This window comes from Galbibacter mesophilus (assembly GCF_023721415.1).
GTDB lineage: Bacteria > Bacteroidota > Bacteroidia > Flavobacteriales > Flavobacteriaceae > Galbibacter > Galbibacter mesophilus.
Map to the genome: position 1 here is coordinate 559,157 of NZ_JAMQVC010000002.1, position 25,380 is coordinate 584,536.

Annotated in this window: 18 protein-coding genes; 8 read left to right on the top strand and 10 right to left on the bottom strand. The window is 35.9% G+C overall.

Going from position 1 to position 25,380, the window contains the following annotated elements; genetic code table 11:
- Positions 1-17: 17 nt before the first annotated feature.
- Together NDQ75_RS09245 and NDQ75_RS09250 are read right to left on the bottom strand one after the other, a co-directional pair.
- The gene (locus NDQ75_RS09245; RefSeq protein WP_202027191.1) at positions 18-1,331 is read right to left on the bottom strand and encodes a VOC family protein; all 1,314 of its coding nucleotides are present in this window, start codon (positions 1,329-1,331) and stop codon (positions 18-20) included.
- 201 nt (positions 1,332-1,532) lie between these two features.
- Entirely contained in the window at positions 1,533-3,743 is a 2,211-nt protein-coding gene (locus NDQ75_RS09250; RefSeq protein WP_202027192.1) for a bifunctional alpha,alpha-trehalose-phosphate synthase (UDP-forming)/trehalose-phosphatase, read from the bottom strand.
- A gap of 206 nt (positions 3,744-3,949) precedes the next feature.
- Between NDQ75_RS09250 and NDQ75_RS09255 the strand changes: the two genes are divergently transcribed.
- Positions 3,950-5,758 (top strand): glycoside hydrolase family 15 protein, encoded by a 1,809-nt coding sequence (locus NDQ75_RS09255; protein WP_202027193.1) that lies wholly within the window; start codon positions 3,950-3,952, stop codon positions 5,756-5,758.
- An 86-nt stretch (positions 5,759-5,844) separates the two neighbouring features.
- Here the strand turns inward: NDQ75_RS09255 and NDQ75_RS09260 are convergent, their stop codons facing one another.
- The 5 genes from NDQ75_RS09260 to lysA all read right to left on the bottom strand — a co-directional run bounded on the left by NDQ75_RS09260 (position 5,845) and on the right by lysA (position 10,173).
- Positions 5,845-6,420 (bottom strand): NUDIX domain-containing protein, encoded by a 576-nt coding sequence (locus tag NDQ75_RS09260; protein WP_202027194.1) that lies wholly within the window; start codon positions 6,418-6,420, stop codon positions 5,845-5,847.
- A gap of 146 nt (positions 6,421-6,566) precedes the next feature.
- Entirely contained in the window at positions 6,567-6,974 is a 408-nt protein-coding gene (locus tag NDQ75_RS09265; protein WP_242513610.1) for a VOC family protein, read from the bottom strand.
- Between the two features lie 59 nt (positions 6,975-7,033).
- Positions 7,034-8,203 (bottom strand): serine hydrolase, encoded by a 1,170-nt coding sequence (locus NDQ75_RS09270; protein WP_202027196.1) that lies wholly within the window; start codon positions 8,201-8,203, stop codon positions 7,034-7,036.
- 22 nt (positions 8,204-8,225) lie between these two features.
- Positions 8,226-8,738 carry a thioredoxin family protein gene (locus NDQ75_RS09275; RefSeq protein ID WP_202027197.1) on the bottom strand — a complete coding sequence of 171 codons (513 nt, stop codon included), beginning with the start codon at positions 8,736-8,738 and terminating at the stop codon, positions 8,226-8,228.
- Between the two features lie 193 nt (positions 8,739-8,931).
- On the bottom strand, positions 8,932-10,173 hold the full coding sequence (lysA, locus tag NDQ75_RS09280; protein ID WP_202027198.1) for a diaminopimelate decarboxylase: 1,242 nt from the start codon (positions 10,171-10,173) through the stop codon (positions 8,932-8,934).
- A 194-nt stretch (positions 10,174-10,367) separates the two neighbouring features.
- On the opposite strand from lysA, the gene NDQ75_RS09285 reads away from it, so the two are divergent.
- From NDQ75_RS09285 to NDQ75_RS09295, 3 genes are all read left to right on the top strand, one after another.
- On the top strand, positions 10,368-10,997 hold the full coding sequence (locus NDQ75_RS09285; protein ID WP_251762024.1) for an LON peptidase substrate-binding domain-containing protein: 630 nt from the start codon (positions 10,368-10,370) through the stop codon (positions 10,995-10,997).
- A 192-nt stretch (positions 10,998-11,189) separates the two neighbouring features.
- Complete coding sequence (gene sucC / locus NDQ75_RS09290; protein WP_202027199.1) at positions 11,190-12,383, top strand: ADP-forming succinate--CoA ligase subunit beta; 1,194 nt, start codon at positions 11,190-11,192, stop codon at positions 12,381-12,383.
- An 813-nt stretch (positions 12,384-13,196) separates the two neighbouring features.
- A complete protein-coding gene (locus tag NDQ75_RS09295) occupies positions 13,197-13,511 on the top strand; it encodes a hypothetical protein (RefSeq protein WP_242513611.1) in 315 nt (104 codons plus the stop codon).
- 20 nt (positions 13,512-13,531) lie between these two features.
- Here the strand turns inward: NDQ75_RS09295 and NDQ75_RS09300 are convergent, their stop codons facing one another.
- Positions 13,532-13,696 carry a CpsB/CapC family capsule biosynthesis tyrosine phosphatase gene (locus NDQ75_RS09300; protein WP_202027201.1) on the bottom strand — a complete coding sequence of 55 codons (165 nt, stop codon included), beginning with the start codon at positions 13,694-13,696 and terminating at the stop codon, positions 13,532-13,534.
- Positions 13,697-14,311: 615 nt separating this feature from the next.
- Between NDQ75_RS09300 and NDQ75_RS09305 the strand changes: the two genes are divergently transcribed.
- Positions 14,312-16,036, top strand: coding sequence for a glycoside hydrolase family 9 protein (locus NDQ75_RS09305; protein WP_202027202.1), 1,725 nt, complete (start codon positions 14,312-14,314; stop codon positions 16,034-16,036).
- Positions 16,037-16,243: 207 nt separating this feature from the next.
- Here the strand turns inward: NDQ75_RS09305 and NDQ75_RS09310 are convergent, their stop codons facing one another.
- Complete coding sequence (locus NDQ75_RS09310) at positions 16,244-17,422, bottom strand: MvaI/BcnI restriction endonuclease family protein (RefSeq protein ID WP_202027203.1); 1,179 nt, start codon at positions 17,420-17,422, stop codon at positions 16,244-16,246.
- Positions 17,419-19,671 carry a DNA cytosine methyltransferase gene (locus NDQ75_RS09315; protein ID WP_317191276.1) on the bottom strand — a complete coding sequence of 751 codons (2,253 nt, stop codon included), beginning with the start codon at positions 19,669-19,671 and terminating at the stop codon, positions 17,419-17,421. Before NDQ75_RS09315 ends, NDQ75_RS09310 begins: the two co-directional genes overlap by 4 nt.
- A 332-nt stretch (positions 19,672-20,003) precedes the next feature.
- Here NDQ75_RS09315 and NDQ75_RS09320 point away from each other — a divergent pair, with 332 nt between their 5' ends.
- The 3 genes from NDQ75_RS09320 to NDQ75_RS09330 all read left to right on the top strand — a co-directional run bounded on the left by NDQ75_RS09320 (position 20,004) and on the right by NDQ75_RS09330 (position 25,375).
- Positions 20,004-20,549, top strand: coding sequence for an RNA polymerase sigma factor (locus NDQ75_RS09320; RefSeq protein ID WP_202027205.1), 546 nt, complete (start codon positions 20,004-20,006; stop codon positions 20,547-20,549).
- Positions 20,550-20,679: 130 nt separating this feature from the next.
- Positions 20,680-21,837: a FecR family protein gene (locus NDQ75_RS09325; RefSeq protein WP_202027206.1), complete on the top strand. Its 1,158-nt coding sequence runs from the start codon at positions 20,680-20,682 to the stop codon at positions 21,835-21,837.
- 169 nt (positions 21,838-22,006) lie between these two features.
- Entirely contained in the window at positions 22,007-25,375 is a 3,369-nt protein-coding gene (locus tag NDQ75_RS09330; protein WP_202027207.1) for a TonB-dependent receptor, read from the top strand.
- Positions 25,376-25,380 lie beyond the last annotated feature (5 nt).

Genomic DNA, 25,380 nt, shown 5'->3' on the forward strand with positions numbered 1-25,380 from the left:
ATTTTATGGGATTCGAGCTATTTCTTAGCTTCTAGTTCACCAATTATTTCAATAAAAGTACCATCGTAATCTTTGATCAAAACAAATGTTTTACCGTTATCTAAAACAATGGGTGTTTCTCCCAGCATTTTGATTTTGTTTTTTATTATTCTTTCAATGTAAGGCCCAATGTTATCTACATGAAGCGTTATGTATTGTACGCCCAAGTCTTGCTGAATATAATCTGGATACCAATTTTTGTGTTTCCCAAAGGTCATCAATTTTAGTTGAGTAGATTGGTTGCCTTCTTCCATTTGAAGCACGGTTACTTCTGTAGCCAAGCCACTGGTTAAACCGGATTTTCTTCCGAATTCCTTATCAATCGGGAATTGGCCAACTTCTTTCATACCCAAAACATCTTTATAAAGAATTAAGGACTTTTCCATGTTGGTGACTACAATTCCGATGTCTATAATGGCTACTTTAGATTCTTTTTTTGGTTCGGGAAGATCTTCCCCCACAACTACGGCTATTTTTTTTCCGTTCGGACTTACAGCTAAACGCGTAATATCTTTAAGCTTAAAAAACTCCAATGAAGTAACTGGAATCCATTTTTGTTTTTCCTTGGGTTGATATTTATAAAGGATTTCATTTTGCCCCATTAAAATATCGCCGTTGGGCGTCCAAGTATAGTCTTCTGAATTCTCAAGGGAAGTTGTTATTAACTGATCATTGCCGGTCACGGGATTAAACGAGCGGATTTCCCACGGTTCTTTGCTTTTATCAACATAACTTACAAGATCTGTATTTGGGATTTTGTGAATTGATCTTCCGATGTTTTGTTTAAAAGCAAAATGTGTTTCGTCTTTTAGGTTATGAACCATTAGTTCCGAAGGTTCATTAATGGCATAGGAAACAATAGTGTTTTTATCAAACCACGTGTAATAACCAACTTTCGGTTCGGGAACCAATTCGGTATATCCACCATTACTTTTTTGATAATAATATAATTTCTGAATACTGTCGTTATCTAATCGAATCGCTGAGTACATACCTCTAGAAGGTGCTTGTGGAGAATATTCACTTCCGGCGGTGTTGGTAATCCATTCCTGTGTGCCCTTTTTTAAATCGGCGACTTTAATGTCGGTTTGCCCATTGCGTGTAGAAACGTAAACCAAGGTATTGTTGTCCTCAAAATAAGGCTGGTTATCGTACAATTCAGGATTATTCGAAATATTGATTGGATTGGTAAGTCTGTAAGATTTATCCAAATCAAATAGATATACTTCCGAAGGAGCTTGTGCACCTAAGTACCAAGTAGCAAGTAAGGCGATTAGTAGGGTCGGTTTCATTTTAGGCGGAACAACTCATTTAAAAAAGGCAAAATGAACTGTTTAAGTTTTGTTATACCTTACTAATTTAGAGAAAGTTATGTTTTTGTTAAGGAAAACTCTACAACCTACAAGAAATAATCGATGTAATTGACGAATGTATTTTGAAAAAGAACAGACCCAACAGCATTTTTAGCTGATGGATCTGTAGCATAATAAAAATTAGTTTTCTGTAAACTTGCTTAAGATGTTTCTTACTTCTTTGGTATCTTTCACATAATATTTTGCTTTGGTCTTTTTAAAACCAACTTTTACCGTGTAAGATCCTTCAGGAACCTCTTCAAACATGTATTCATCTGTCCAGTCGTCACCAATAGTAAATATAAAATCGTAATCTTTTGCCGATAAAAGCCTCGAAGCCGCACGACCTTTGTTTACGCTGCTGCTTTTTATTTCGATTACCTTATTTCCCTTCAAAACTGAAAGATCATTGTTGGAAATTAAACTCGTAAGAACGGTATTTAGTTCGATGGTTCTAATCTGAGCCAACTCAGGATCGGCTTTTCGGTAATGCCACGCCAACGAGTATTTCTTTTCTTCAATAAAAGTTCCTGGAGTTCTATCTACAAAAGTTTCTAAGATCGGACGTATATTTTCCATCCATTCGGTTTTAATACGTTCCAAGGCTTCCCATTTTCTATCATTTTTCTTCAACCAAACGCCGTGATCTGTTATTAACGAATAGTCTTTAAGACCAAACCATTTTTCAAAAGTTTCTTTGTCTCGACCACTTATAATTACCATGTCGGTATTGGGCAAATCGTTAATGTTGTCGAGCAATTTCAATAATTCTGCATCCGGACTCGCATTCTGGGGATTGTCTTGAAAACCGGAAAGTGTTCCGTCGTAATCCAATAAAATTAGTTTATTCTTTGCCTGCTTAAATTCGCTAAACATTTCCTGCTGAATAGAATTATCCAATTTTTTGGAAACGATAACTTGACCAAGATTTTTGGTGGCATCCAAGGATTTCATGAATTCCATGGCCCATTTCTCTACACTATAACGTTCCAATCGTTTTTGAAGAATGGTATTGCGAGAAACTTGCTCTTCTTTAGGCATTTCCAGCGCCTGTTTTATAGCATCTGCAATTCCTTCGAAGTTGTTGGGATTGATGATCAAGGCCTCATTCATTTCTTTGGAAGCTCCCGCCATTTCGCTCAAAATCAAAACCCCATCTTTATTGGTACGCGTTGCAACATATTCTTTGGCCACCAAATTCATTCCGTCCCGAACGGGTGTAATTAATGCTACATCGGCGGAGGTGTACAAGTCAATTAAATTATCAAATGGCATAGAGCGATAAAAATACCAAATGGGCGTCCAGCTCACGGTAGCAAATTTTCCGTTAACTCTTCCTACCAGTTCATCAGTTTCTTTTTTAAGTAATTGATATTGAGGAACATTTGATCGTGAAGGAACTGAAAGCATAATCAATCGTACCTTCTCTTTAAACTGCGGATATTTATTCAGAAAATATTCAAAAGCACGGATTCGGTTTGGAATTCCTTTGGTGTAATCCAGTCTATCAATTGAAAGGATCAATTTGGTATCTTCCGAAGATTGAATATGGTCATCTAGACGCTGTTGCAGCTCCGATCGATCCTTGGAATTTAACTCGGTATGCTGTTTGGCGGCATTGTGAAATTTATCGTAATCGATTCCCATTGGGAAAGAATCCACCTTTACAATACGGTCATGATAAATAATTTCGTTGAATTTTACATCCAATCGTAAAATCCTTTTAATGGAACTTAGAAAATGACGCTCGTAATCGTAGGTATGGAAACCTAAAAGGTCTGCCCCGAGCATTCCCGTAAGCAGTTCTTCCCGCCAAGGAAATGTTCTGAATATTTCATAGGAAGGGAAGGGGATATGCAAAAAGAAACCAATTGAAGTATCTGGTTTTTTCTCCTTTATCAGTTGTGGGAGCAATAATAGTTGATAATCGTGAACCCAAACCTTATCGCCATCTTCAAGATGTTCAATCACTACATCGGCAAATTTTTGGTTAACGCGTTTGTAAGATTCCCAAAAGTCTTTTTCAAATTCAGTATATTCCATAAAATAATGGAACAGCGGCCAAAGGGTCCTGTTGCTAAAGCCATAATAGAAATTGTCAATATCATTTTGCGACAGGTTTACTGCGGCACAATTCTCCTTTGCAACGGCGGCATCTACTTTTTTTTCCAGTGATGCATCCAGTTCTTCTTCCGTTAACCCCGACCATCCTATCCAAATGCCATCTCCATCTTTGTGAACAGATTTCATTCCAGTAGCCAAACCACCTACACTTGGAGTAATTTCTAAATCGTTGTTATTTAGTTGAACTTGCAGCGGTAGTCGGTTGGAGACAATTATTGTTTTACTCATAATTTGGTTGTTGTTTTTCTTTTTTTAAGTTGATGTTTTTTTGTGATTCTTTTTATGATTAATTAATAAATAACGGATGTCTTTTATCATTATCGAAATGTGATAACTTCTTATGTTTCATTTATGATTAGATTATTGCTTTAGACCTAAGATTTTCGTTAATTTAAGGAATTATTGGCTCATAAACGTTATAAAATATATAATAAATGCATAATTTAGAATACGGAATTATAGGAAATTGCAGAAGTGCTGCACTTATATCTAAAACAGGATCAATCGATTGGTGTTGTTTACCAGAGTTTGATTCTTCTTCGGTTTTCGCAAAAATTTTAGATGATGAAATAGGAGGCAACTTCGGTTTTATGGTAGATGATTCTTATACCATTACGCAAGAGTACTATAAAAATACAAGCGTTTTGGTTACCAATTTCTCAAATGGAACAGATGCTTTTGCAGTTTGGGACTTTATGCCGAGATACTATGAAGAGGATGGTGGCTACAATTCTCCTCCGGATATTATTCGATATATAGAACTTAAAAGTGGAAATCCGAAATTTAAAGTAGATTATAAACCAAAGTTGGAATATGCTTTGGGTGTTACTAATACGTATGTTAAAGACGACTTCATAGTTAGCTTAACCGATAAGGAGAAATTTGACACCCTGTTTTTATACACCAGTTTTGATAAGGAGAAGGTGGTAGAAGGGAAGGAGTTGGAGATAAAAGAAGACGGTTACTTTTTAGTGGGCTATAACGAAAAGATTTTTGTTCCTACCGTAAACCGGGCTTTTTTAGAACTGTCTCGAACAAAAGTGTACTGGCTTAACTGGTCTGAACGTACGCCTACCTATAAAAAATACAACAAAGAAATTTTAAGAAGTGCCCTTACCTTAAAAATGCTCAGTTATGATAAATCCGGTGCGGTTTTAGCAGCGGCAACTACATCGCTTCCTGAAACTATTGGAGAAGTAAGAAACTGGGATTATCGTTTTTGTTGGATTCGGGATGCTTCCATGGTTATAAAAGTGGTTTCTGAATTGGGTCACAAAAATATGGCGAAACGATTTCTTCAATTTATCATTGATTTGATACCCGATAAAGATGAGAAACTTCAAATTATGTACGGTATCAACAAGGAAAAAATTCTTACTGAAGAAACCCTAGACCATTTAAGTGGATACAAAGGTTCGAAGCCGGTTAGAATTGGAAATGCCGCCTACGAACAACGCCAGAATGATATCTACGGAATTTTAATGGATGTTATTTACGAACAGTTCATGAAATTCGACACGCAAATTGAAAACAGTGAAGACCTTTGGACGATAACAAAAGGAATTGTTTGGGTGGTAAATAAACACTGGAAAGAAACCGATAAAGGGATTTGGGAATTTAGAACGGAAGAAAAACATTTCACTTTCTCAAAAGTGCTTTGCTGGGTGGCTGTGGACAAAGCCTTGCGAGTGGCCAAAATGCTAAATAAAACCCGAAAAATTGAAAAATGGCAAGCATTGGAAAGCGAAATAAAAGAAGATATTCATAAAAATGCTTGGAATGAAGAAGTGCAGGCCTTTACACAATTTTATGGTTCAAAAGATTTGGATGCCTCGGTTTTACTTATGGAACCTTACGGTTTTATAGATGCAAGAGATCCGAGGTACGTGAGTACTGTTGAAGCTATTGGAAGGGAGCTTAGCAATGACGGATTATTGTACCGATATAAAAATCAAGACGACTTCGGACTGCCATCTTCCTCTTTTACTATTTGTACATTTTGGTACATTAATGCACTCAATAAAATTGGGAATCACGAAAAAGCTGTAGAACTTTTTGAAAGATTGTTGTCTTACAGTAATCACTTGGGGCTGTTTAGTGAGGATATTGATTTTAAAACCAAACGTTTGTTGGGGAATTTCCCACAAGCTTACTCACATTTGGCTTTAATTGAAACCGCCATTAATTTGTCTAATTTTATTACTGAAGAAGAGCAGATTATGGGGAACGTAAGGCATGATTAAAGCCGGTATCTCCCAAGCACAAAGAATTTAAGTACTTTTCCACCTTGATTATTTAAGTAACTCTGTTAATAATCAAGGTGGATTTTTTATACTACAAGATTTTTGATTTGAGCATATTGCAACAATATGATGGTCTTGGCATCGGTTATTTCGCCGGAATGTACCATTTGAAGGGCATCTCCCATGGAGACTTCAAAAACTTCAATCTCTTCATGTTCGCTATCAAGTCCGCCGCCTTCGTGCATTTTCATTTCAGAAGTGTATTCCGCAACAAATAGGTGTAGTTTTTCGGTTACTGCTCCCGGCGAGGTATAAGTTTCCATTACTTTTTGGACGTCCTTGATTTTATAGCCAGTTTCTTCATCGGTTTCTCGAATAATGGAATCTTTCGGACTCTCATTTTCGATAATACCTGCTGGAACCTCTATCATCATACCGTTGGAATTCCCATTTAAATAGGTTGGAATTCTGAATTGCTTGGTTAGGATTACGGTATTTTTATGTTGATTATACAAAAGTATAGCCGCGCCATTCCCACGGTCATAGACTTCTCGGCTTATTTTTTCCCAACTATCTTTTTTATTTTTATAGCTGAAATCAACCTTTTTTAGAACGTACCAATTCTTAGATAGAATGGTTTCTTTTTCTATTCTTACCGTCATTTTCTATTGGGAAATGCTTTTTCTTTTTTAATAGTCAGGCTAATTAATTCTCATTGGTTTTTAAAGATCTTGCTGTCAGGCTGAGCTCTCGTGCTGAATCTAGCTTCAGTATGTCGAAGCCTATCATGGAACTTCAAGTTACCGCATCAATAATTATCATCATTCACTTCAATCCAGTACCCGTTGGGGTCCCGCAAGTAAATTTGACGAACATTATCAGGACGAGTGTTGGTGGTATTCGCCTCGCCAGGCCAGTTTTCAAACGGTATATTGTTTTCTCTAAGATGCGCAATAAAACCGTCCAAATCCTTGGTATGAAGTGCAAAATGAACTCCCTTCACATCGGGAACTTTATGGTTTTTGTCCTCGATTACATGAAGCGATGTTCCTTGCCCCAAGGAAAACCATCTAATGTGTGATTTTTTGGTTTTGTTTTCTATTTCTTCGAGTCCGATAATGTTAAGATAAAAATCAGCACTTTCCGTAAGGTTTTTAACCAAAATAGCATTATGATCGAATTCTAATTTAAAACTTTGTGCCTTGGCTTTTGTCATTGTTAAAAAAGTAAATGTTATTGCAAAAATTAAAAATATCCTTTTCTGTACCATGATTATTATTTATTGGATTCGCGTTGGTAAAGTTTTCGTCCCAATTCAGCTAAAAATGGTATTCCAACAGTATCATATTCGTAAACCCCGTCATTGTAAATTTTATTCTTGTTTACATGAATGGTTGCTGTTACCAAAAACTCTACATTATTTTTCGCGTCTTTAATGTATGCACAATCGGTTAGATATCCGTAAGCATATCCCACTTTATTGTAGATTTTTATATGGGAAGGAATAGTGTCTTTTTTATCGCCAAACATAAAGAACTTCCCGTAACTATCGTAGTATTCTTCGCGATCATATCCCTGTTTTTTGGGTAAGGTAGACATAGAGGTGAGTAGAAACTCCCTATCGCTGTCACTAAGTTGAAATTGTTCTTTTTCTGAAAATTGTTCAGGAAAAATTACCCGTTTCATAATATTATGCAGCGTGCTTACTGGTAAATAATTCTTCAGTGAAAAATCCATTGGTTCGAGTACAATCGAATCCCCTTGTGCATATCCTTTACCTTTTTGTACGGCTTCAATTTTTAAAGTGTCAATTGGGGAGTTTGTACTTCCTGGAACTTCCGTAAGGGTATCGTTGACCCTAAAAATGATTGGTTTATTTTGTAATTCATAGGCGTTTGGAATAGACAATCGATGACTGATACGCACTGTTTCCAGCCCTTTTTTCTTTAAGGTGTTGTTAATATAATCTTTACCCAAATACTCAAAAAGACGGTTATAGGCATCGTTGTCGCTAACAGCAAAAATTTTGTTTATTTCCTTTTCAAAGGTTGTTTCCACGCTATCTCCTTCAACATAAAATGGTGTTTTTCTATCAAACCGCTGGTCTTTGTTTAATTTTTCCAAAGCCAATACTGCGATTGGAAATTTTACACTACTTGCCGGATAAAAATAAATAGAGTCGTTTACGTGGTAGGAATAATCTTTAAAAGAAACTTTACCTTCTTCTCGGTTTATTTGAGTGAACAGAATTTGAACTTCATAAGCATCGCTTTTCTCTACAACTTTTGTAATGAGGCTATCTTTACTGCTTAGGATGGATTGCAACGGGTTAACATCTACAATTTCTTGCTCAGTTGCGTCCGGCTCTTTTTTTTCTTCGGAACCACAACCGATTAAAAGGATAGTTAAAAATAAAATGAGGGATTTTGGGAGGTAGTTTTGCATGATTATTCTTGAAGTTTATAGGTTAGCTTTTTTCGGCATCGTATTCTTTCCAGTCTTTGTTTTTATAAATATCGTCTCCAAAATATTTAGCAATTTTTAAAAATCCTTTTGGCTTTTGGTAACCAGGAACCGGAGAAAGAATTTCTTGTTTTTCATTTAAAAAAATAACCGTTGGGAAACTCATTTTACCTTGAAGCAACGCTGCCGCCAATTCGTGATATCCACTTCTGCCTTGGGAAATGAACTTAAAAGTTTTGTTTTTGTAGACTACATCATCTTTACTTTCTGCATCCATTTTCACCATATAAAAATTGTCTTTCATATAAGCTGCTACTTCTGGATTGTTAAAAGTGTCTTTATCCATTTTTTTGCACCAACCGCACCAATCCGTATAAACGTCCACAAAGATTTTTTTAGGTTTTTTCTCCGTCTGCGTTTTTTCTACGGCTTCCGTCCAAGACATCCATTCAATTTCCTGGGCTTGACCGTAAACCACTGCAAATAGTAAAACAAGTAAGATGATTGGGTTTTTCATTTGTGACATTTTAAAATTTTTCGCAGTATCCTGCGGGTTAAAGAAGTAAAGATAAGGAAAATTGTTTTCGAATAAATGATGACGACAATTACTGAATTTTAAGATATCTATTTTGTTTTACAGTAATCTTAATCAATAAAAGACATAAAAAAACCCGGTGCAAAGACCGGGTGAGATTATAAAGATAAATATGTTAAGCTTCATTTACCACTTCTTTTTTATCGAAAGCGGGAATGTTAGGCTCCACAAGGTTGGCTACAATGTCATCAAAAGTTTCTCCTTTTCTAATTAAATGCGCCTTTCCTTCGTGCCAAAGTACTTCTGGTGGTCTAAATCTAGAGTTGTAATTACTCGCCATGGAGAAACAGTACGCCCCTGCATTTTTAAAACATAAAATGTCCCCTTCAGAAATTTCTGTAATGCGTCGGTTACTTCCAAAAGTATCTGTTTCACAAATATATCCTACGATTGAATAGAAACGTTCTTTACCTTTTGGGTTGGAAATATTGGTGATTTTATGGTAGGAATTGTAAAGCATAGGTCTTATTAAATGGTTAAAACCAGAATCAATTCCAGCAAAAACAGTAGAAGTTGTCTGTTTTACCACATTTACCTTGGCTAAGAAAAAACCAGCTTCGCTTACCAAAAATTTACCAGGTTCGAAAGCGAGGGTAAGGTCACGACCAAATTCTTTACAGAAATTATTAAAACGCTTAGTCAATTTTTTTCCTAACTCTTCTACATTGGTTTCAATGTCGCCTTCTTTATAAGGAACCTTAAAACCACTACCAAAATCTATAAATTCTAAATCTTCAAAATTCTTTGCCGTTTCGAAAAGTATTTCTGAAGCATACAGGAAGACTTCAATATCCAATATATCGCTTCCCGTATGCATGTGGATACCGTTTACGCGCATCCCAGTATTTTCTACAATTCTTAAGATGTGTGGAATTTGATGAATACTAATCCCGAACTTGGAATCGATATGCCCTACGGAAATATTGGAATTTCCACCTGCCATTACATGTGGATTGATTCGGATGCATACCGGCACATCTGGATTTCTAGTTCCAAATTGCTCTAAGATTGAAAGATTGTCTATATTGATTTGTACTCCCAATTTGGCTACTTCTTCTATCTCTTCCAAAGAAACCCCGTTGGGCGTAAAAATGATGTCTTCAGGTTCAAAACCGGCCAAAAGCCCGAGTTGTACTTCCTGTACGGAAACAGTATCTAGTCCACTTCCTAAAGAATTCATTAACTTTAAGATGGAAACATTAGACAACGCTTTAACCGCGTAATTCAGTTTTAGGTTTTTTACATTCTTAAAAGCAGACGTAAGTCTGTTATATTGATAAACAATTTTTTCTGAATTGTAAACGTAAACCGGACTCCCAAATTCCTTGGCTACTTGTAAAAGTTCATTGTTGTTCATACTGCGTATTTTAAGGAGGCAAAATTAATAAAGTGCCCCATTATTAAAAAGAAAAATAAATTAAATAAATAAAAATAAAACAATGTGTTTCATTTGTAACACTTCAATGATATGAAGCATTGTTGAGCCCGCATTATTTTTTGTAAATTTAAAAAAAGAATTGAGTAATCCACTTATCTAAAAATTAAATAGTTGTGGGACGTATCATTCCATTGTTCCCTTTGCGGACCGTAGTTTTTCCGAATGAAAAATTGCCGCTTCATATTTTTGAAGAACGGTACAAACAGCTGGTGAACGATTGTGTTCGAGGAAATATGAATTTTGGAATTCCTACTTATTTAGATGGAGAGTTGGGGTATGGCACTGAACTCAACATCGATAAAATTGTAAGAACTTACGAAAATGGCAGTTTGGATATAGTTTGCTTGGGAGTACGGGTTTTTAAAATCGTAAAGTTTTTTAATCCGATACCTAATAAATTATATGCTGGTGGCGAAGTTGAATTTTTTGAAAATGAAGAAGATGCCATTCAAGAGCAACAGGAGAAAGTGCTCGATTTAATTCATCGTATGTATAGAAATATCGATATGCCTATGGAGGCCATGGAACCTGACTCGTTTAAAAGTTATGTTTTTGCCCATAAATTAGGACTTAATCTTCAACAAGAATATAAATTACTTCAACTTACCAAAGAGAGCGAACGACTGGATTTCATTGAAAATCATCTAAAAACCGTCATTCCCGTTCTGGAACAGATAAACGAAACTAAAAAACGTATTCAATTGAATGGACATTTCAGAAATTTCGACCCATTACAATTTTAAACCTGAGTTTGATTATTCTAACAATTCCATTCATTTTTTTTAAAAGCTTTCGGAATTACTTTATTCTGGGCTTTATTTCAATCAAAAGAGCACACATTTTTCCTACTATTTCCAAAAATATAATTCCTTTTTGGGTTTATTAAACTCCATTTGTTACTTTTGTTTCGCTTTAAATTATACAACGTAATCGTTATGAATTTACACGAATATCAAGGAAAAGAAATATTAGCAAGTTTTGGGGTACGCATTCAACGTGGTATTGTGGCCGAAAATCCACAGCAAGCTGTTGAAGCTGCCAAACAATTAACAGAGGAAACCGGTACTGGTTGGCATGTTATAAAAGCACAGGTACATGCCGGTGGACGAGGAAAAGGAGGCGGAGTTAAGCTTGCTAAAAACCTTAAAGAAGTAGAAGAAGTAGCAAGTAACATTATCGGAATGAACTTGGTGACTCCACAAACTTCTAAGGAAGGTAAAAAAGTACATCAAGTTTTGGTGGCAGAAGATGTTTACTATCCTGGCGATAGCGAAACTTCAGAATTTTATATGTCGGTGCTTTTAGATAGAAGCAAAGGAAGAAATATGATTATGTATTCTACGGAAGGTGGAATGGATATTGAAGAAGTTGCCGAAAAAACCCCACATTTAATTTATCATGAAGAAGTAGATCCTGCAACAGGACTGCTACCTTTTCAAGCAAGAAGAATTGCTTTTAACCTTGGGTTGAGTGGAACGGCTTTTAAAGAAATGACAAAGTTTGTTACAGCACTTTACAAAGCATATGATTCTTCTGATTCTTCTTTATTTGAAATAAATCCAGTGTTAAAAACATCTGATGATAAAATTATGGCTGTAGATGCCAAAGTTACCATTGATGATAATGCACTTTACCGTCATAAAGATTATGCTGAAATGAGAGACCTTCGTGAGGAGGATCCTGTAGAAGTAGAGGCTAAGGAAGCTGGATTGAACTTTGTGAACCTTGACGGAAACGTTGGTTGTATGGTAAACGGAGCTGGCTTGGCAATGGCAACAATGGATTTGATTAAAATGGCTGGAGGGGAACCTGCAAACTTTTTGGATGTTGGAGGAACAGCAGATGCAAAAAGAGTTGAAACTGCTTTTAGAATGATTTTGAAAGATCCAAACGTAAAAGCTATTTTGGTGAACATCTTTGGTGGGATTGTACGTTGCGACCGTGTAGCACAAGGTATTGTAGACGCATACAAAAACATGGGTGACGCTATTCAAGTGCCAATTATTGTACGTTTGCAAGGAACCAATGCAGATATCGCTAAAGAATTAATCGACAATTCTGGTTTGGCTGTACAATCTGCTATCGAATTTAAAGAAGCAGCAGACAAAGTACAGGAAGTCCTAAAATAAATTATTGAGACCCAAGCTCCCAAAGCCGAAGGCGCATGGGAGGTTGATGGACGAAATAACCCCGACCTTTGAGTCGGGGTCTTTTTTTGACTGTTTTTGAATTGACCCAAGCTCCCAAAGCCGAAGGCGCATGGGAGGTTGATGGACGAAATAACCCCGACCTTTGCGTCGGGGTCTTTTTTTGACTTTTTTTTGAATTGACCCAAGCTCCCAAAGCCGAAAGCGCATGGGAGGTTGATGGACGAAATAACCCCGACCTTTGCGTCGGGGTCTTTTTTTGACTTTTTTTTGAATTGACCCAAGCTCCCAAAGCCGAAGGCGCATGGGAGGTTGATGGAGAAATTTACCTGCCTACTGAGAAGTAGGTGGGTTAACCCCGACCTTTGCGTCGGGGTTTTTTGTTTCAGCAATGTAAATTGAGATTGTAAAGCAAAATGGTTTGTAAAATTAAGGTTACGAACAAGCGCTCTTTTTATGGGAATAGGAAAGTGTTAAAGTATATGGTTTTTTCTTGCAGAAAAAGTAGGATAATCTGTTGAAGTTTGTTTTTTAGTTATAGAATTTAATTGCTTATTGAGAATAAAATTATTCTCTTTCCGCTGTCAATTTAACGGTCTTTCTTGGCAAGGCCTGTGGCTGCTGTCTTTTTTAAATTATGGTAATTTGATAGTGGATATTAAGGAAACGTTACACCATTTAAGAGTTGGTTAAATAGCTGTTTTATAGTTTTTTAAGTTGTTTTGTGGTTGTAATTTTGACATGTAATCAAAAAACAAAAAAAGCTTTATGAAAACAATTAAATTAACCTTAGTAATGGCATTATTGGCAGTTTCAACTACTGTTTTGGCCAACGAGAAAGACCCTAAACCAACTGGTAAGGAAGTGTCAACACAACTATCAGCCATTTTGGGAACCCCATCTTTTGATGTATCGAGTAAAGATCTTCTAGCAAAAGTTCATTTTATGGTGAATAAAAAAAGCGAATTGATTGTGATCAACGTAGATGCAGAAAACGAAATGGTTGAAGACTATATTAAGAGTAGAATGAATTACAAAAAAATCGACAAGTCTCTCCTAGAGGTTGGAGAAGATTACATCGTTGATGTAAGAATCGTTGCAGCGAAGTAAATAGAAATATAAAATTTATTTTAAAAGCACCTAAATTTTGGTTTAGGTGCTTTTTTTATATGATAATAGGAAGCTTCCACATTTTTAGCACCGTCATCAATCCCCGGCATGATGTGGCAATGTATATCTATAAAATTGTTGAAAAGATCTACCAATCTTTTATTTCTTCGGAAAATAGTTAGCATAGGTGTCGTTTTGGTACTACCAAAATAGGTAATTTCTGTTAAGAACTTAAAATCAACCGATTAAAAACACCAAAATACACGTCCTCCAACGTGTCGGGATACGTTCAGGACCTCGCTGGACACGTCCACCAACGTGTCGGGAGACGTTCAAGACCTCGCTGGATACGTCTACCAACGTATCGGGATACGTTCAAGACCTCACTGGATACGTCTACCAACGTATCGGGATACGTTCGAGACCTCGTCGGACACGTCCACCGACGTATCGGGAGACGTTCAAGACCTTGCTGGACACGTCCTCCAACGTATCAGATGGAATAAAAAACCTATCGCTTGCGGTCTTTTGCCGCGACAAACACGTTAAAGAATGTTCCGTATACGTTAAAAACACAAAAATTTAGGTTGTATAACCTGTCTTTTGGTCTAATAAATACCGAAATTTAGGTTTAGCAACGTATCGAGAGGGTTATTTGACCTATTTAAAGGTGTTTTTGTGAAAATAGTATTGCATGTTGATAATTAATCGATAACGGAAATCACTGTTATTATTTATTTTTGGAAGTGATACATCGCCGTATTTCGGCATGTAAGTTTCACTGTTAATACGCTTTTAAAATGAAATTTTTAAGACCATTACTTTTTATTGTATTCATCACCGTTGTTCTCATTTCTTCTTGTCAATCAAATAAAACATCCGAAGAATTAACTCAAAAAGATGCTATTAGAATTAATCAAATCGGGTATTATCCAAATGCTATCAAAAAAGCCATCATAGCCGATTCTTTAAAGGCAGCAAAGTTTTCAGTAATAAATAATAATAATGGAGAGACTGTATTGGAGGGAGATTTATCTCAAACGACGGAGTGGAAACTAGCAGGGGAGAAGGTGAAAATAGCAGATTTTAGTCAGCTAAAAGATACAGGAAACTACGCATTGGTCATTCAAGGACTAGGCAAATCCTATGATTTTTCCATCCAAGAAAATGTTTTGGAAGATGTATTTAAAGGTTCGCTAAGAGGACTTTACTATCAAGGAGTTAGTATGCCGTTGGAAAAAAAATATGCAGGTAAATGGGAGCGTCCATTGGGACACCCAGATAACCAAGTGAAATTCCATATTTCCAGTGGAAGGGATACCACAGAAACCATCTCTTCGCCCGGTGGTTGGTACGATGCGGGAGATTACAACAAATATGTAATCAATGCAGCATTTCCGTTGGGTCAAATGTTTTTGTTGTATGAACAATATCCGGAAAGGTTACATAAAATCGATTTAAATATTCCTGAAAGTGGAAATGCCACGAGTGATTATTTAGATGAAATGAAATATGAAATGGATTGGTTGTTAACGATGCAAGACCAAGACGGCGGATTGTTTCACAAACTAACGACTAAGAATTTTGAAGGGATGGTAATGCCTCACGAAGCTGTAAGTCAGCGATATATTGTAGGCAAGGGTACGGCAGCAACCTTAGATTTTGCAGCCGTAATGGCACAAGCGTATAGAATTTTCAATAAAGAAGACAATGCCTATGCTGAAGAATGTCTTAAAAGGGCACTTTCAGCTTGGAGCTGGGCTATTAAAAATCCCAATGTTGAATTTCGAAACCCTGAAGATATTCATACAGGAGAATACGGGGACAAAAACTTTGATGATGAATTTTATTGGGCAGCGGCAGAACTTTATGTTTCTACGGAAGAAAAGGAATTTTTAGATTATTTATTGGCAAATGAACCTTCGTATGCATTTAGACCAGGGGAGAGTTGGACAGCATATATGCGTTTTTTGGGAATGTTTAGTATGCTAAACAATGCGGAAAGAATGCCAGGAGATTTAGTTGAAAAACTGAAAACAAACATAATCGCTTCAGCGGATTCGTTGGTAGAAGCTACCGAAACAAATCCTTATTTCCAATCCATCACCGATTTTCATTGGGGCTCCAATAGCGATGTTCTAAATGCCAGTATGCTAATGGCGCAAGCCTACCGAATTACGAAGGATAAGAAGTATTTACAAGCGGTACGGGAAAATACAGATTACGTTTTAGGGAAGAATCCTATGGGTTATTCTTACGTAACGGGCTATGGATCTAAAACCCCTATGTTTATCCATCATCGGCAGAGTGCCGCAGATTCTATTGCAGAACCGGTTCCTGGACTGTTGTCTGGAGGCCCCAACAGCAGACAGAATGATAAAGAGCATGTGGATTATCCCGCAAACGTAGCACCTATGAAAAGTTGGGTGGATGAAGAACCCAGCTATGCCAGTAACGAAATTTGTTTAAACTGGAATGCACCTCTTACCTATATTCTTGGATTCTTGGAATTGGAAAGTAAATAACCGTCTTGTATATTAAAAGTAGCGGATTTTCTGCACTGATTATTTGGATTAACAATGATCTCTAATTTATAAATTTGTTAAGATTAAGCGATTAAATCGCTTTTTTAAACTTTGTTACCTGATGGCCTTTTTCTTTGGTTCAGCTAGATGAATGTTCTTTGCGACCGTAGGAATGAGGATTGCGATGTTCTTAAGCTTGTGTAGACTTTATAACAAGTTATATGTTTCACTTGGCGGAAACAATAATTCAATTCCTTTAGGCTTGATTTTGAACAAAGGTCCTTTTTCGACTACTTTTCCTTTGGAATTTCGTTTTATTAAATGGTCAAGTGTTATAATTCCTTGTTCAATTAATAAATCAAATTGAGATGTAATTGGTTTTTTTGTGTGTTCAACCAATTTGTACTGAAAGTGTTCTCGATTATCTATTTTTATACTTTCTGCTTCAACCCAAAAAGTTTCTTTGTGTTTTGATTTAAGTCTATTGTGTAGCTTGTCCAAAGTCCAAACCACAAAATCTCCAATTTCAGGTTTATCAGAGTTCTCAATCAGTTGCTTGATGTCGCTATCAATTCTCATATTTAATCCTTGTGAGTTTCTTGTAATTGCCGAAACTGTACAATACAGTTTAAAGTCATCTTCACGTTCGTAGCCAAAAGCATCTAAAATTTCTGCTGAACTTTTGAATTTACTTAATTTCCAGTCAGGAACTTGAGCGAACAGATTTTTTCTGTTTGTTCTACTGTTTCTGAAAGACTTTAGCTCAATACCTTTATAATCTGGCTGTTTAGAAGAATTAATATCTATTTCCAATGCAGTTTCAAGCGTTCGACCAACAGACGTGTCAGCATCTACCATTGAAGGAATTGGTCCGGAACCTGCAATTTTTCTTAACATTGATAAAAGCTCCAGAGCAACCTCATTTTCAGTTGTATTGATTGCATTGATTAACTCTTGAAATGGATTTTGAATTGAAGAATCAATCAACGTTTTGACATCAAGTTTTGTTAAGTTGAAAATTTGAAAACTATCGTTAAAATAAGTGATTGCAATAATATCGTTCGGGTCAGCAATCTTCGTTAAACTATAAAACCAAATTCTTGGGTCTCCGTTTTTAGTTTGAGGCCTGTATAAAGAGGCTTTTGATTTTATTACCTTAAAGCCTGTATGAATTACTGTTGGAATGATAACTTTATTATCAGGACCTTGTTTTTGTAATTTGTAATCGTGAATTCCTTCACTTTTCAGAAAGCTACGAATAGACCCGGTTGCGTCCATAATTGATTTTTTCAATCCTGTTTCGGTAGGCTCAATTAACGAAAGAGCAACTTGGTTTTTAGTCAGTAATTTTATCTTTTCTTGTTCTGCGTTAGTAAGTTTTCTCACTTAATATTTTTTAAAATTTCACTTGCGACAGCTCTTGCTAATAAAGGTGGAACTGCGTTTCCAACCAAAGTGTATTGTGGAACTTCTGTTTTTCTGTTATTACCACCTGTCGAACGCTTGCCTTGAAACACAAAAGAGTCGTCAAAAGACTGTAAACGAGCCATTTCTCTAACAGTTAACGCTCTTGGTGTGTTATAATGAATATAATCATCAGGAATTGTCATAACTGTTGGACTTTGCTCATTGGGTTTCAAAACATTGTAGTTTCGTTTGTTGGAAGTTAAACCGCATTTATCCAATTCGCATTGGGCATCTTTATAACTGCCATTCTTCAGAATAACATCTAAACGCTTAATTACAGTTTCACTTTGATTGCTTGTTTTATGGTTATTCAGTAAGTCAAAGTATTTTTCTCCTGCTTCAAGTGCTTCTGAATTTTTTACGTAAAACGGTTTGGTTTGTGGTTGAAAACGCTCAATTAATCGACCATTTTTAGACCATTCTGAATAAGATTTTCCTCCTTTTGAAATCGGTTTGCCATCAACACTTCTTTTTTTGAGAAGACTCGCCATTTTTTTTGCTGTTCCGTTATATTGTTTTGAAATATCCACCAATTCATAACGGTGTGCTTCTTGGTTATTCCCTATAAAATCTAAATCGTAAAGTGCTTCAAAAATGGTTACTTTTTCATCTTCTGAAACTGTTGAGGGAATTTCTGAAATAAATTTTTGGTCTTTACGACAACCGATAAATAAAACACGTTCTCTGTTTTGAGGAACACCATAATTGGAAGCATTGGCTACAAAAGGCTTTTTTATTTTGTAGAGTCGAATTTTTTCTAAAATAGAATTCAATTCTTTTTTTTGAGAAACATTGGAACATGATTTTAAAACATTAATCGATTCATCAAAAGAGGTTGCGTAAATTTTTAATGCTGTAATAATGTCGTTGCAATCTTTTTTGAAAGTTGCTGGAATTTTTAATGATTTAAATGATGTTTCAATTTTTGAAATGATTGATTCAGGACTAATTTCGGTCAGAAAATCTGTAAAAGCATCCGCAAAATCATCACTATCAATGTTGCAATAGTCCTTTTCTTTGATGATGTCACGTTTTAATTTATCCCATTGTTTAGTTCTAGACAATAGTTTAAATCCGTGTCGAATGGTATTGATGTTTACATCAGTTTTACTCGTTTTGTAATCCGCAATTTTTGGCGTTATTTTTCTAAAACGATTATCAATAAAGTTTATGTATTCTTCTCTTCCAGAATCTTTGTCTTTTTCGAGCAACTTTTCAAGTTCCACCTTTTTAATTAAGCAATCGTATATAAACGAATTCGATTCTGTTCTGCTTTTCTTGATAAATGCGATTAAAAGAGGAATTTCATTAATATCAATGATTGAATTAATTTCATTAATTATTAACTCTTTTATTTTTCCGCCTTCTTTTGTTAGAATACCTTTCACGTTTTCCATTACAAAGTATTTTGGTTGCAATACTTTTATAACTTCTAAATAATGTGAAAACAGGTCGTCTTTTTTGTCAAATTTTTTACGCTTTCCAGCTAAACTGAAACTCTGACAAGGTGGACCACCACAGACAACATCAATAGTTTTTCCATCAATTTTTTCCAGTAAATTATCTAAAAAATCAGGTTCGGTGATATCTTGTGTTAAAAATTTAGCATCTAAACCTAATTGATGATTATACCTAACTATGTGAGTTAATTCACAATTTTCATTAATGTCATTTGCTACAATAAAATCGAAAAACTTGTTATTATGTTCTGCTTGTAAAAAGCCTTCACTAAAGCCTCCGGCTCCTGCAAATAAATCTACGAATGTAATTGGTTTTCCATACAGAGATATTTGCTCTTTGACCAAATTGACATTGTTGTTTTCTTTGTAGTTTTCTATATGCTCGTTTAAAAGAGCTTTTACTTCATTTTTATCAAATACTTTTTTATTTGAATGATGCAAAATTTCGTCTGCTCTTTCGTTTAGAAAGTTTAAGTAGTGATTTATTTCACGAGTTTCGTAGCTAGTTCCCGTTGCTCGTTGTTTGGTTTTATTGAAATTCTTTGATTTTATTTTTTGACCTGTCGCTAACTTTACTTGATTTCCATTGCAGTTAATTCTCAAATGGATAGGTGAAAGTCCTTTTTTGTCGGGTTTATCTAAATAGAAATTTATTGTTGCCATAATTTTAACGGACGTTTTTACGTACACGGACAAATTTACGGACATTTTTGAAAATTCCTAATTATTATCACCAAATTATTGATGGAAATAGGCAAGCTCTTTTCATTTCGTTAGTATGATCAATATAAAATGTGATTTAGTGTGCGGCTGATTTCAGTTTGCAGCTAGCTTTGAGTTGAAACATCTCAAATAGCTCTTAAAACCCAATTTTCTACCTAAACAAATTAATGGTTAGCATTTACTTTTTGATTACCGAAAGCAAAAACGTATTTGTAAATAGATAATTAATTAATATATTGCATGCATAATTATCAATAAAACACCATTTAAAAAGAGAAATAATCAATTATAATCTTTTTTAACTGCTATTATTCTAGATGACTTCAACCAACCAAGATAGAATAAAAAAGATTTTTGTTGCCAATTACCGGCAATGGTGCCTTTTGTCCTACAGTTATTTGGAGTGCATGCACGAAGCAGAAGATGCGGTGCAAGATGTGATGTATAAAATGCTACTTAAGGATAATTGGGATAAAATTTCGGACTTAGAAAGTTACATTTTTATAGCTGTTAAAAATACGAGCTTAAAAAGGCTTAAAAAGCTAGCCAAAACCAAACGGCTTCAGGAAAATCTCAAACAACCTGTTTTTGCAACACCATACTCTTCCGAAGAAAACAATACCCGTGTAATTGAAGAAAAAGCGTTACTTCAGGCTATTGACCAATTACCAGGACAGTGTAAAAAGGTTTTTGAACTTTGTGCACTAAACGGATTAAAATACGAAACGGCAGCAACTTCGCTCGATATTAGTACCAATACAGTTAAATATCACATGAAAAGCGCGTATCGCATTTTACGCAATTCATTATCAAATAAGGATTTTGGAATGCTAATAATTGTCATAAATTCTTTTTTTATCTGAAAAAAATAATTTTTTCTCATTTTAAGCCTACCCTATTTCATTTTTCAAGGTCTTTATCATAAATCCTCATATCAATTAATAAAATGATATCTATCTTTTTCTGATTTCTTTTGAGGACTAATGAAGATTTATGAGAACAATTTCTGAGACAAGAATTATCGTTAAAAGTTTACACACAGATCTTTCTGAAGAAGAACGAGTGATTTTAAATGCATGGCTATCCAAATCGTCAGATAATCAGTTTTTATACCAGCGGCTTTTGCAAATGAAGAAGAGAGGGGTAGCGATACCGGATTTAGAGGAAATTGATTCAGAAGAAGTTTGGGAAAAACTACTTACCAAAAAGAAAAATCACCAAAAATATACATTACGAAGAAAGCAAAGCCTTTTAGCCTATGCGGCGGTTTTTATAGGGGTCCTTTTTCTAGGAGGGACTTTGGTATTCCAAAACTTTGGAAAAGAGCAAAATGTAATTTCCAATCAGGATACCATTACGCTGGAATTGGATAACGGGGAAGTGAGAACCATTGTTAGCGGCCAATCTCAAGCGGTAAAAGATAAATCAGGAAAAGTGATTGGATTACAGCAGGGGCAATCAATCACCTATAAAAATGTAGAAGAGCCCAAGAAGCTTCTTTACAATACTTTACGGGTTCCATACGGTAAAAGGTTTGATGTAAAACTTTCAGACGGAACGGTGGTTCATTTAAATGCTGGAAGTAGTCTTAAATATCCAGTACAATTTCTAAAAGGCAAAAACCGACAGGTGTTTTTAACAGGGGAAGCTTTTTTTGATGTCACCACAAATAAAGAGAGTCCGTTTATCGTTACCAGTAAATCCATGGATGTACAAGTATTGGGGACAAAATTTAACGTAAATGCCTACGATGAGTTAACATCCATTCAGACCGTTTTGGTAGAGGGTTCTGTCAAGTTGACTTCCAAAGATGCTTCCTCCGGCGAAGGAGCGCTTTTGACTCCAGGGCACAAGGCATCTTGGAATACGGAGACTCATGAAGTAGGAATAGATAAAGTAGATACAAGCATTTATACCAGTTGGATAGACGGTAAATTAGTTTTCAAGCAAATGAAGTTTAAACATATAATGCTTCAATTGAAAAGACATTTTGATGTGGAAATTGAAAGTAATTATGAGCACTTAAACAATCAGGTTTTTACGGCAAGTTTCGATGAGGAAAGTTTAGAGGCAATTTTAAGTTCTTTTGCTTTGGAGACGCCGTTTGCTTTTGAGAGGAACAACAATAAAATTATAATTAATAACCCTTAAATTATATAGGTATGTAATACAGATCAAAAAAAAATCGGGAAATGCGGCAACATTTTCCCGATTGGGATTTAATCAACTAGACTCAGTTAACTAAAAACATTTCAAAATTATGAAAAAAACACCACGAATTAGCTTTTCGAGGCTTCTTTTATTCAAAACTAACCTAGCGATGAAATTGACCATAATTCTATTATTGGTTTCAATCTTTACAGTGCAGGCAAATTCATATTCACAGAAAACCAAGGTTACGTTAAACTTGGAGGATGTTAATCTGGAAAAGGCACTGGAGGAACTAGAATCACTTACCAAGTACAAGTTTTTGTACAATGTTAACAAGATCGATCCTTCCCAAAAAGTTACGATAAAGGCCAACAATACGCCTCTCGACAGGGTTTTGGATGGAATGTTTAAAAACACCAAGATTTATTATCAAGTAAAGTCTAAGCAAATTGTATTGCTTGTAAATGAAGAATTTAAGTCTTCTGCTATTGATAATATGAGTGGAATGCCAGCCAAAATGAGTTCCGTTCAACAAGTGGTAGAAGGAGTTGTAACAGACAACAAGAATGTTCCTTTACCTGGCGTAAGTGTTATTGAGAAAGGAACTACCAACGGAGTTGTTACCGATTTTGAAGGGAAGTACAGTATCACTTTAAAATCCGATAAAGCAACGCTTTCTTACAGTTATATTGGTTTTAGAACAAAGGATATTGTTGTAAATAATCAATCTACCATTAACGTTAAACTGGAAGAGGAAACTCAAAGTTTAGATGAAGTGATTGTGATTGGTTATGGTACTCAAAAACGTGGACAATTAACTACTTCCGTAGCGTCGGTAAGTGGTGATGATGTAAAGAATTTTCCGGTTACTTCTGCAGATGTATTGCTACAAGGACGTGCATCGGGGGTTCAGGTGGTTCAGAATTCAGGGGCTCCTGGAGCTGAAAACTATGTGAGAATTCGAGGAAATGGATCTTTATTGGGGCAAAATAGACCATTGTACATTGTAGATGGGGTACAAATGAATAATATCACAACCAACGTGTTGGATGCAGGTGGACAATTAACTACTTCTACCAGTGATTTAAACCCCAACGATATCGAGTCCATGGAAATTCTTAAAGATGCGGCAGCTACGGCAATTTACGGAGCTCGTGCATCCAACGGGGTGGTTCTAATTACTACCAAAAGAGGTAAAAGCGGAAAAACTAGATTTCAGTTGAATAGCTACACCGGACTTCAAGAAGTGCCAAACGAACTGGATTTGTTAAATGGAAGGCAATACGTAGATTTTATTAATGAATCCATTGCCAACGATAATGCCATTTTAAATACCAATACCCCAGTTCCAGATTTTATTGAATACACAGGCATAAATACCGATTGGCAGGATGAAGTCTTTCGTACTGCACCCATTACGGATGTTAATTTAAGTATGACGGCTGGGGGCGAAAAAACAAAATATTACGTTTCCCTAGGAATGTTCGACCAAAAAGGAACTATTAGAAATCAAGCGTACAACAGGGTAAATGCAAGGATTAATGTTGACCATCAGGCTACTACTAAGCTAAAAATTGGAAATAGCTTGACTTTGAGTTACTCAGACAACGATAGGGTTTTCACCGATTTCAATAGCTTAAATCCTTTAGCTTCCGCTTTGGTTTTTAATCCGAATTTCCCAGTTTATAACGAAGATGGATCTTATTTTCAAGATCCTAACAACTTAGATCCGGTAGGAAATCCAGTTCAACTAGCAGAAGAAATCACCTTCAACAGTAAACAGAAAAGAGTTTTAGGGAATTTTTATGCTGAATACAACATTTTACAAGGCTTGGATTTTAAAACAACCTTTGGAGTAGATTACCTTCAAGACCGCCAGCAACGATTCATTCCAAATACTATTGAAGGTTTTGGAGCAGGGGCGGAGGCTACTGGGGCAAACTTTGAACAAACATTATGGAGTTTTGAAAATACGCTTACCTACAATAAAATGTTTGGAGAAAAGCACAGTTTAAATGCCCTGTTAGGTTTCAGTATTTTAGAAAGAGAAGAATACCTTCTAAGAGCGGGTGGTTCCCTTGCTGGATCCAATATTGTGACCACGATTGCCATCTCTACGCCAACACCACCAAATAATTATATAACCAATTACGGATTGGTGTCTTATTTCAGTAGGGTAAATTACAGTTTTGATAACAAATACTTGTTGGGGGCGTCCCTAAGAGCCGATGGTTCTTCGCGTTTTGGTGAAGACAACCGCTTCGGTTATTTTCCATCGGCCTCTGTGGGATGGCGTATTTCAGAAGAAGGATTTATGGAGAATGCCAACTGGCTTACCGATTTAAAAATAAGAGGTAGTGTTGGGGTTACAGGTAATCAAGAAGGACTTTCCGGAGATTTCCCTTCATTGGCACTTTACGGAACAGGTCAGGATTATTTAAGTACATTCCCTGGAATTGCCCAAACAAGTATTGCCAACCCGAGTTTGACTTGGGAAGAAACAACGCAATACGACTTAGGTTTAGACCTCACTATGTTTAATGGAAGAGTGAACATTACAGCAGATGTTTATCACAAGTTTACTGATAAGTTATTATTCTTTAGACAGCTTCCATGGACATCCGGTTTTCAACAAGATAACGGTTCCAACATTGGTAAAATGGAGAATAAAGGACTGGAATTGGCTTTTTCTACTGTTAATATTGATGGCGATTTCCGTTGGACATCCGATTTTAATATCAGTTTTAATCAAAACGAAATTACCGAACTACCAGATTTTGATCCTAATGATCCAATTGGTTCTGACTTTTCCCAACAACAACCCGATGCCTTTGGAACGGATGGAACGCGTAGTGTTTTTAGGGTAGGAGAATCATTTGGTTCGTTCTACGGTTATAAAGTAGAAGGGGTAGATCCTGACAATGGAAACATTATTTATGAAAACCTTGACGGAAGTGTAGACGAAGATGGAAATCCAACTATCGGTATTAGTGATCGTCAAATTTTTGGGAATGCTTTGCCGATTCACACGGGCGGATTTACAAACAATTTTTCATATAAAAATTTAGAGTTAAGCATTTTTATGCAATGGTCTTATGGTAATGATATTTATAACCAAACAGCTGCTGTTTTGGAGAGCATGACCGGTTTTAGAAATCAAAGTACAGATATTTTGAATAGATGGCAGAGCCCAGGGGATATCACCAATATTCCGCAAGCTAGGTTTACCGATCCTACAGGACTCGCAGCAGTTGGTGCGAACAACCGGGAGATATCAGACCGTTTTCTAGAAGATGGATCTTACTTGCGTATTAAGGACATCCGTTTGAGCTACACTTTGCCTTTTAGTTCTTTTACTAATTTGGATTCAGGTTCTGTTAACTTGTATGTGGCGGTTAGAAATGCATTTTTGTTTACAGATTACTCGGGCTACGATCCAGAATCCCAGAACAATAGTGTGGTTACTGCAGTAGGAATTGATTACTTGGTACAACCGCAACCAAGAACGTTTTTAACTGGTTTTACTCTAGAATTTTAAAATAG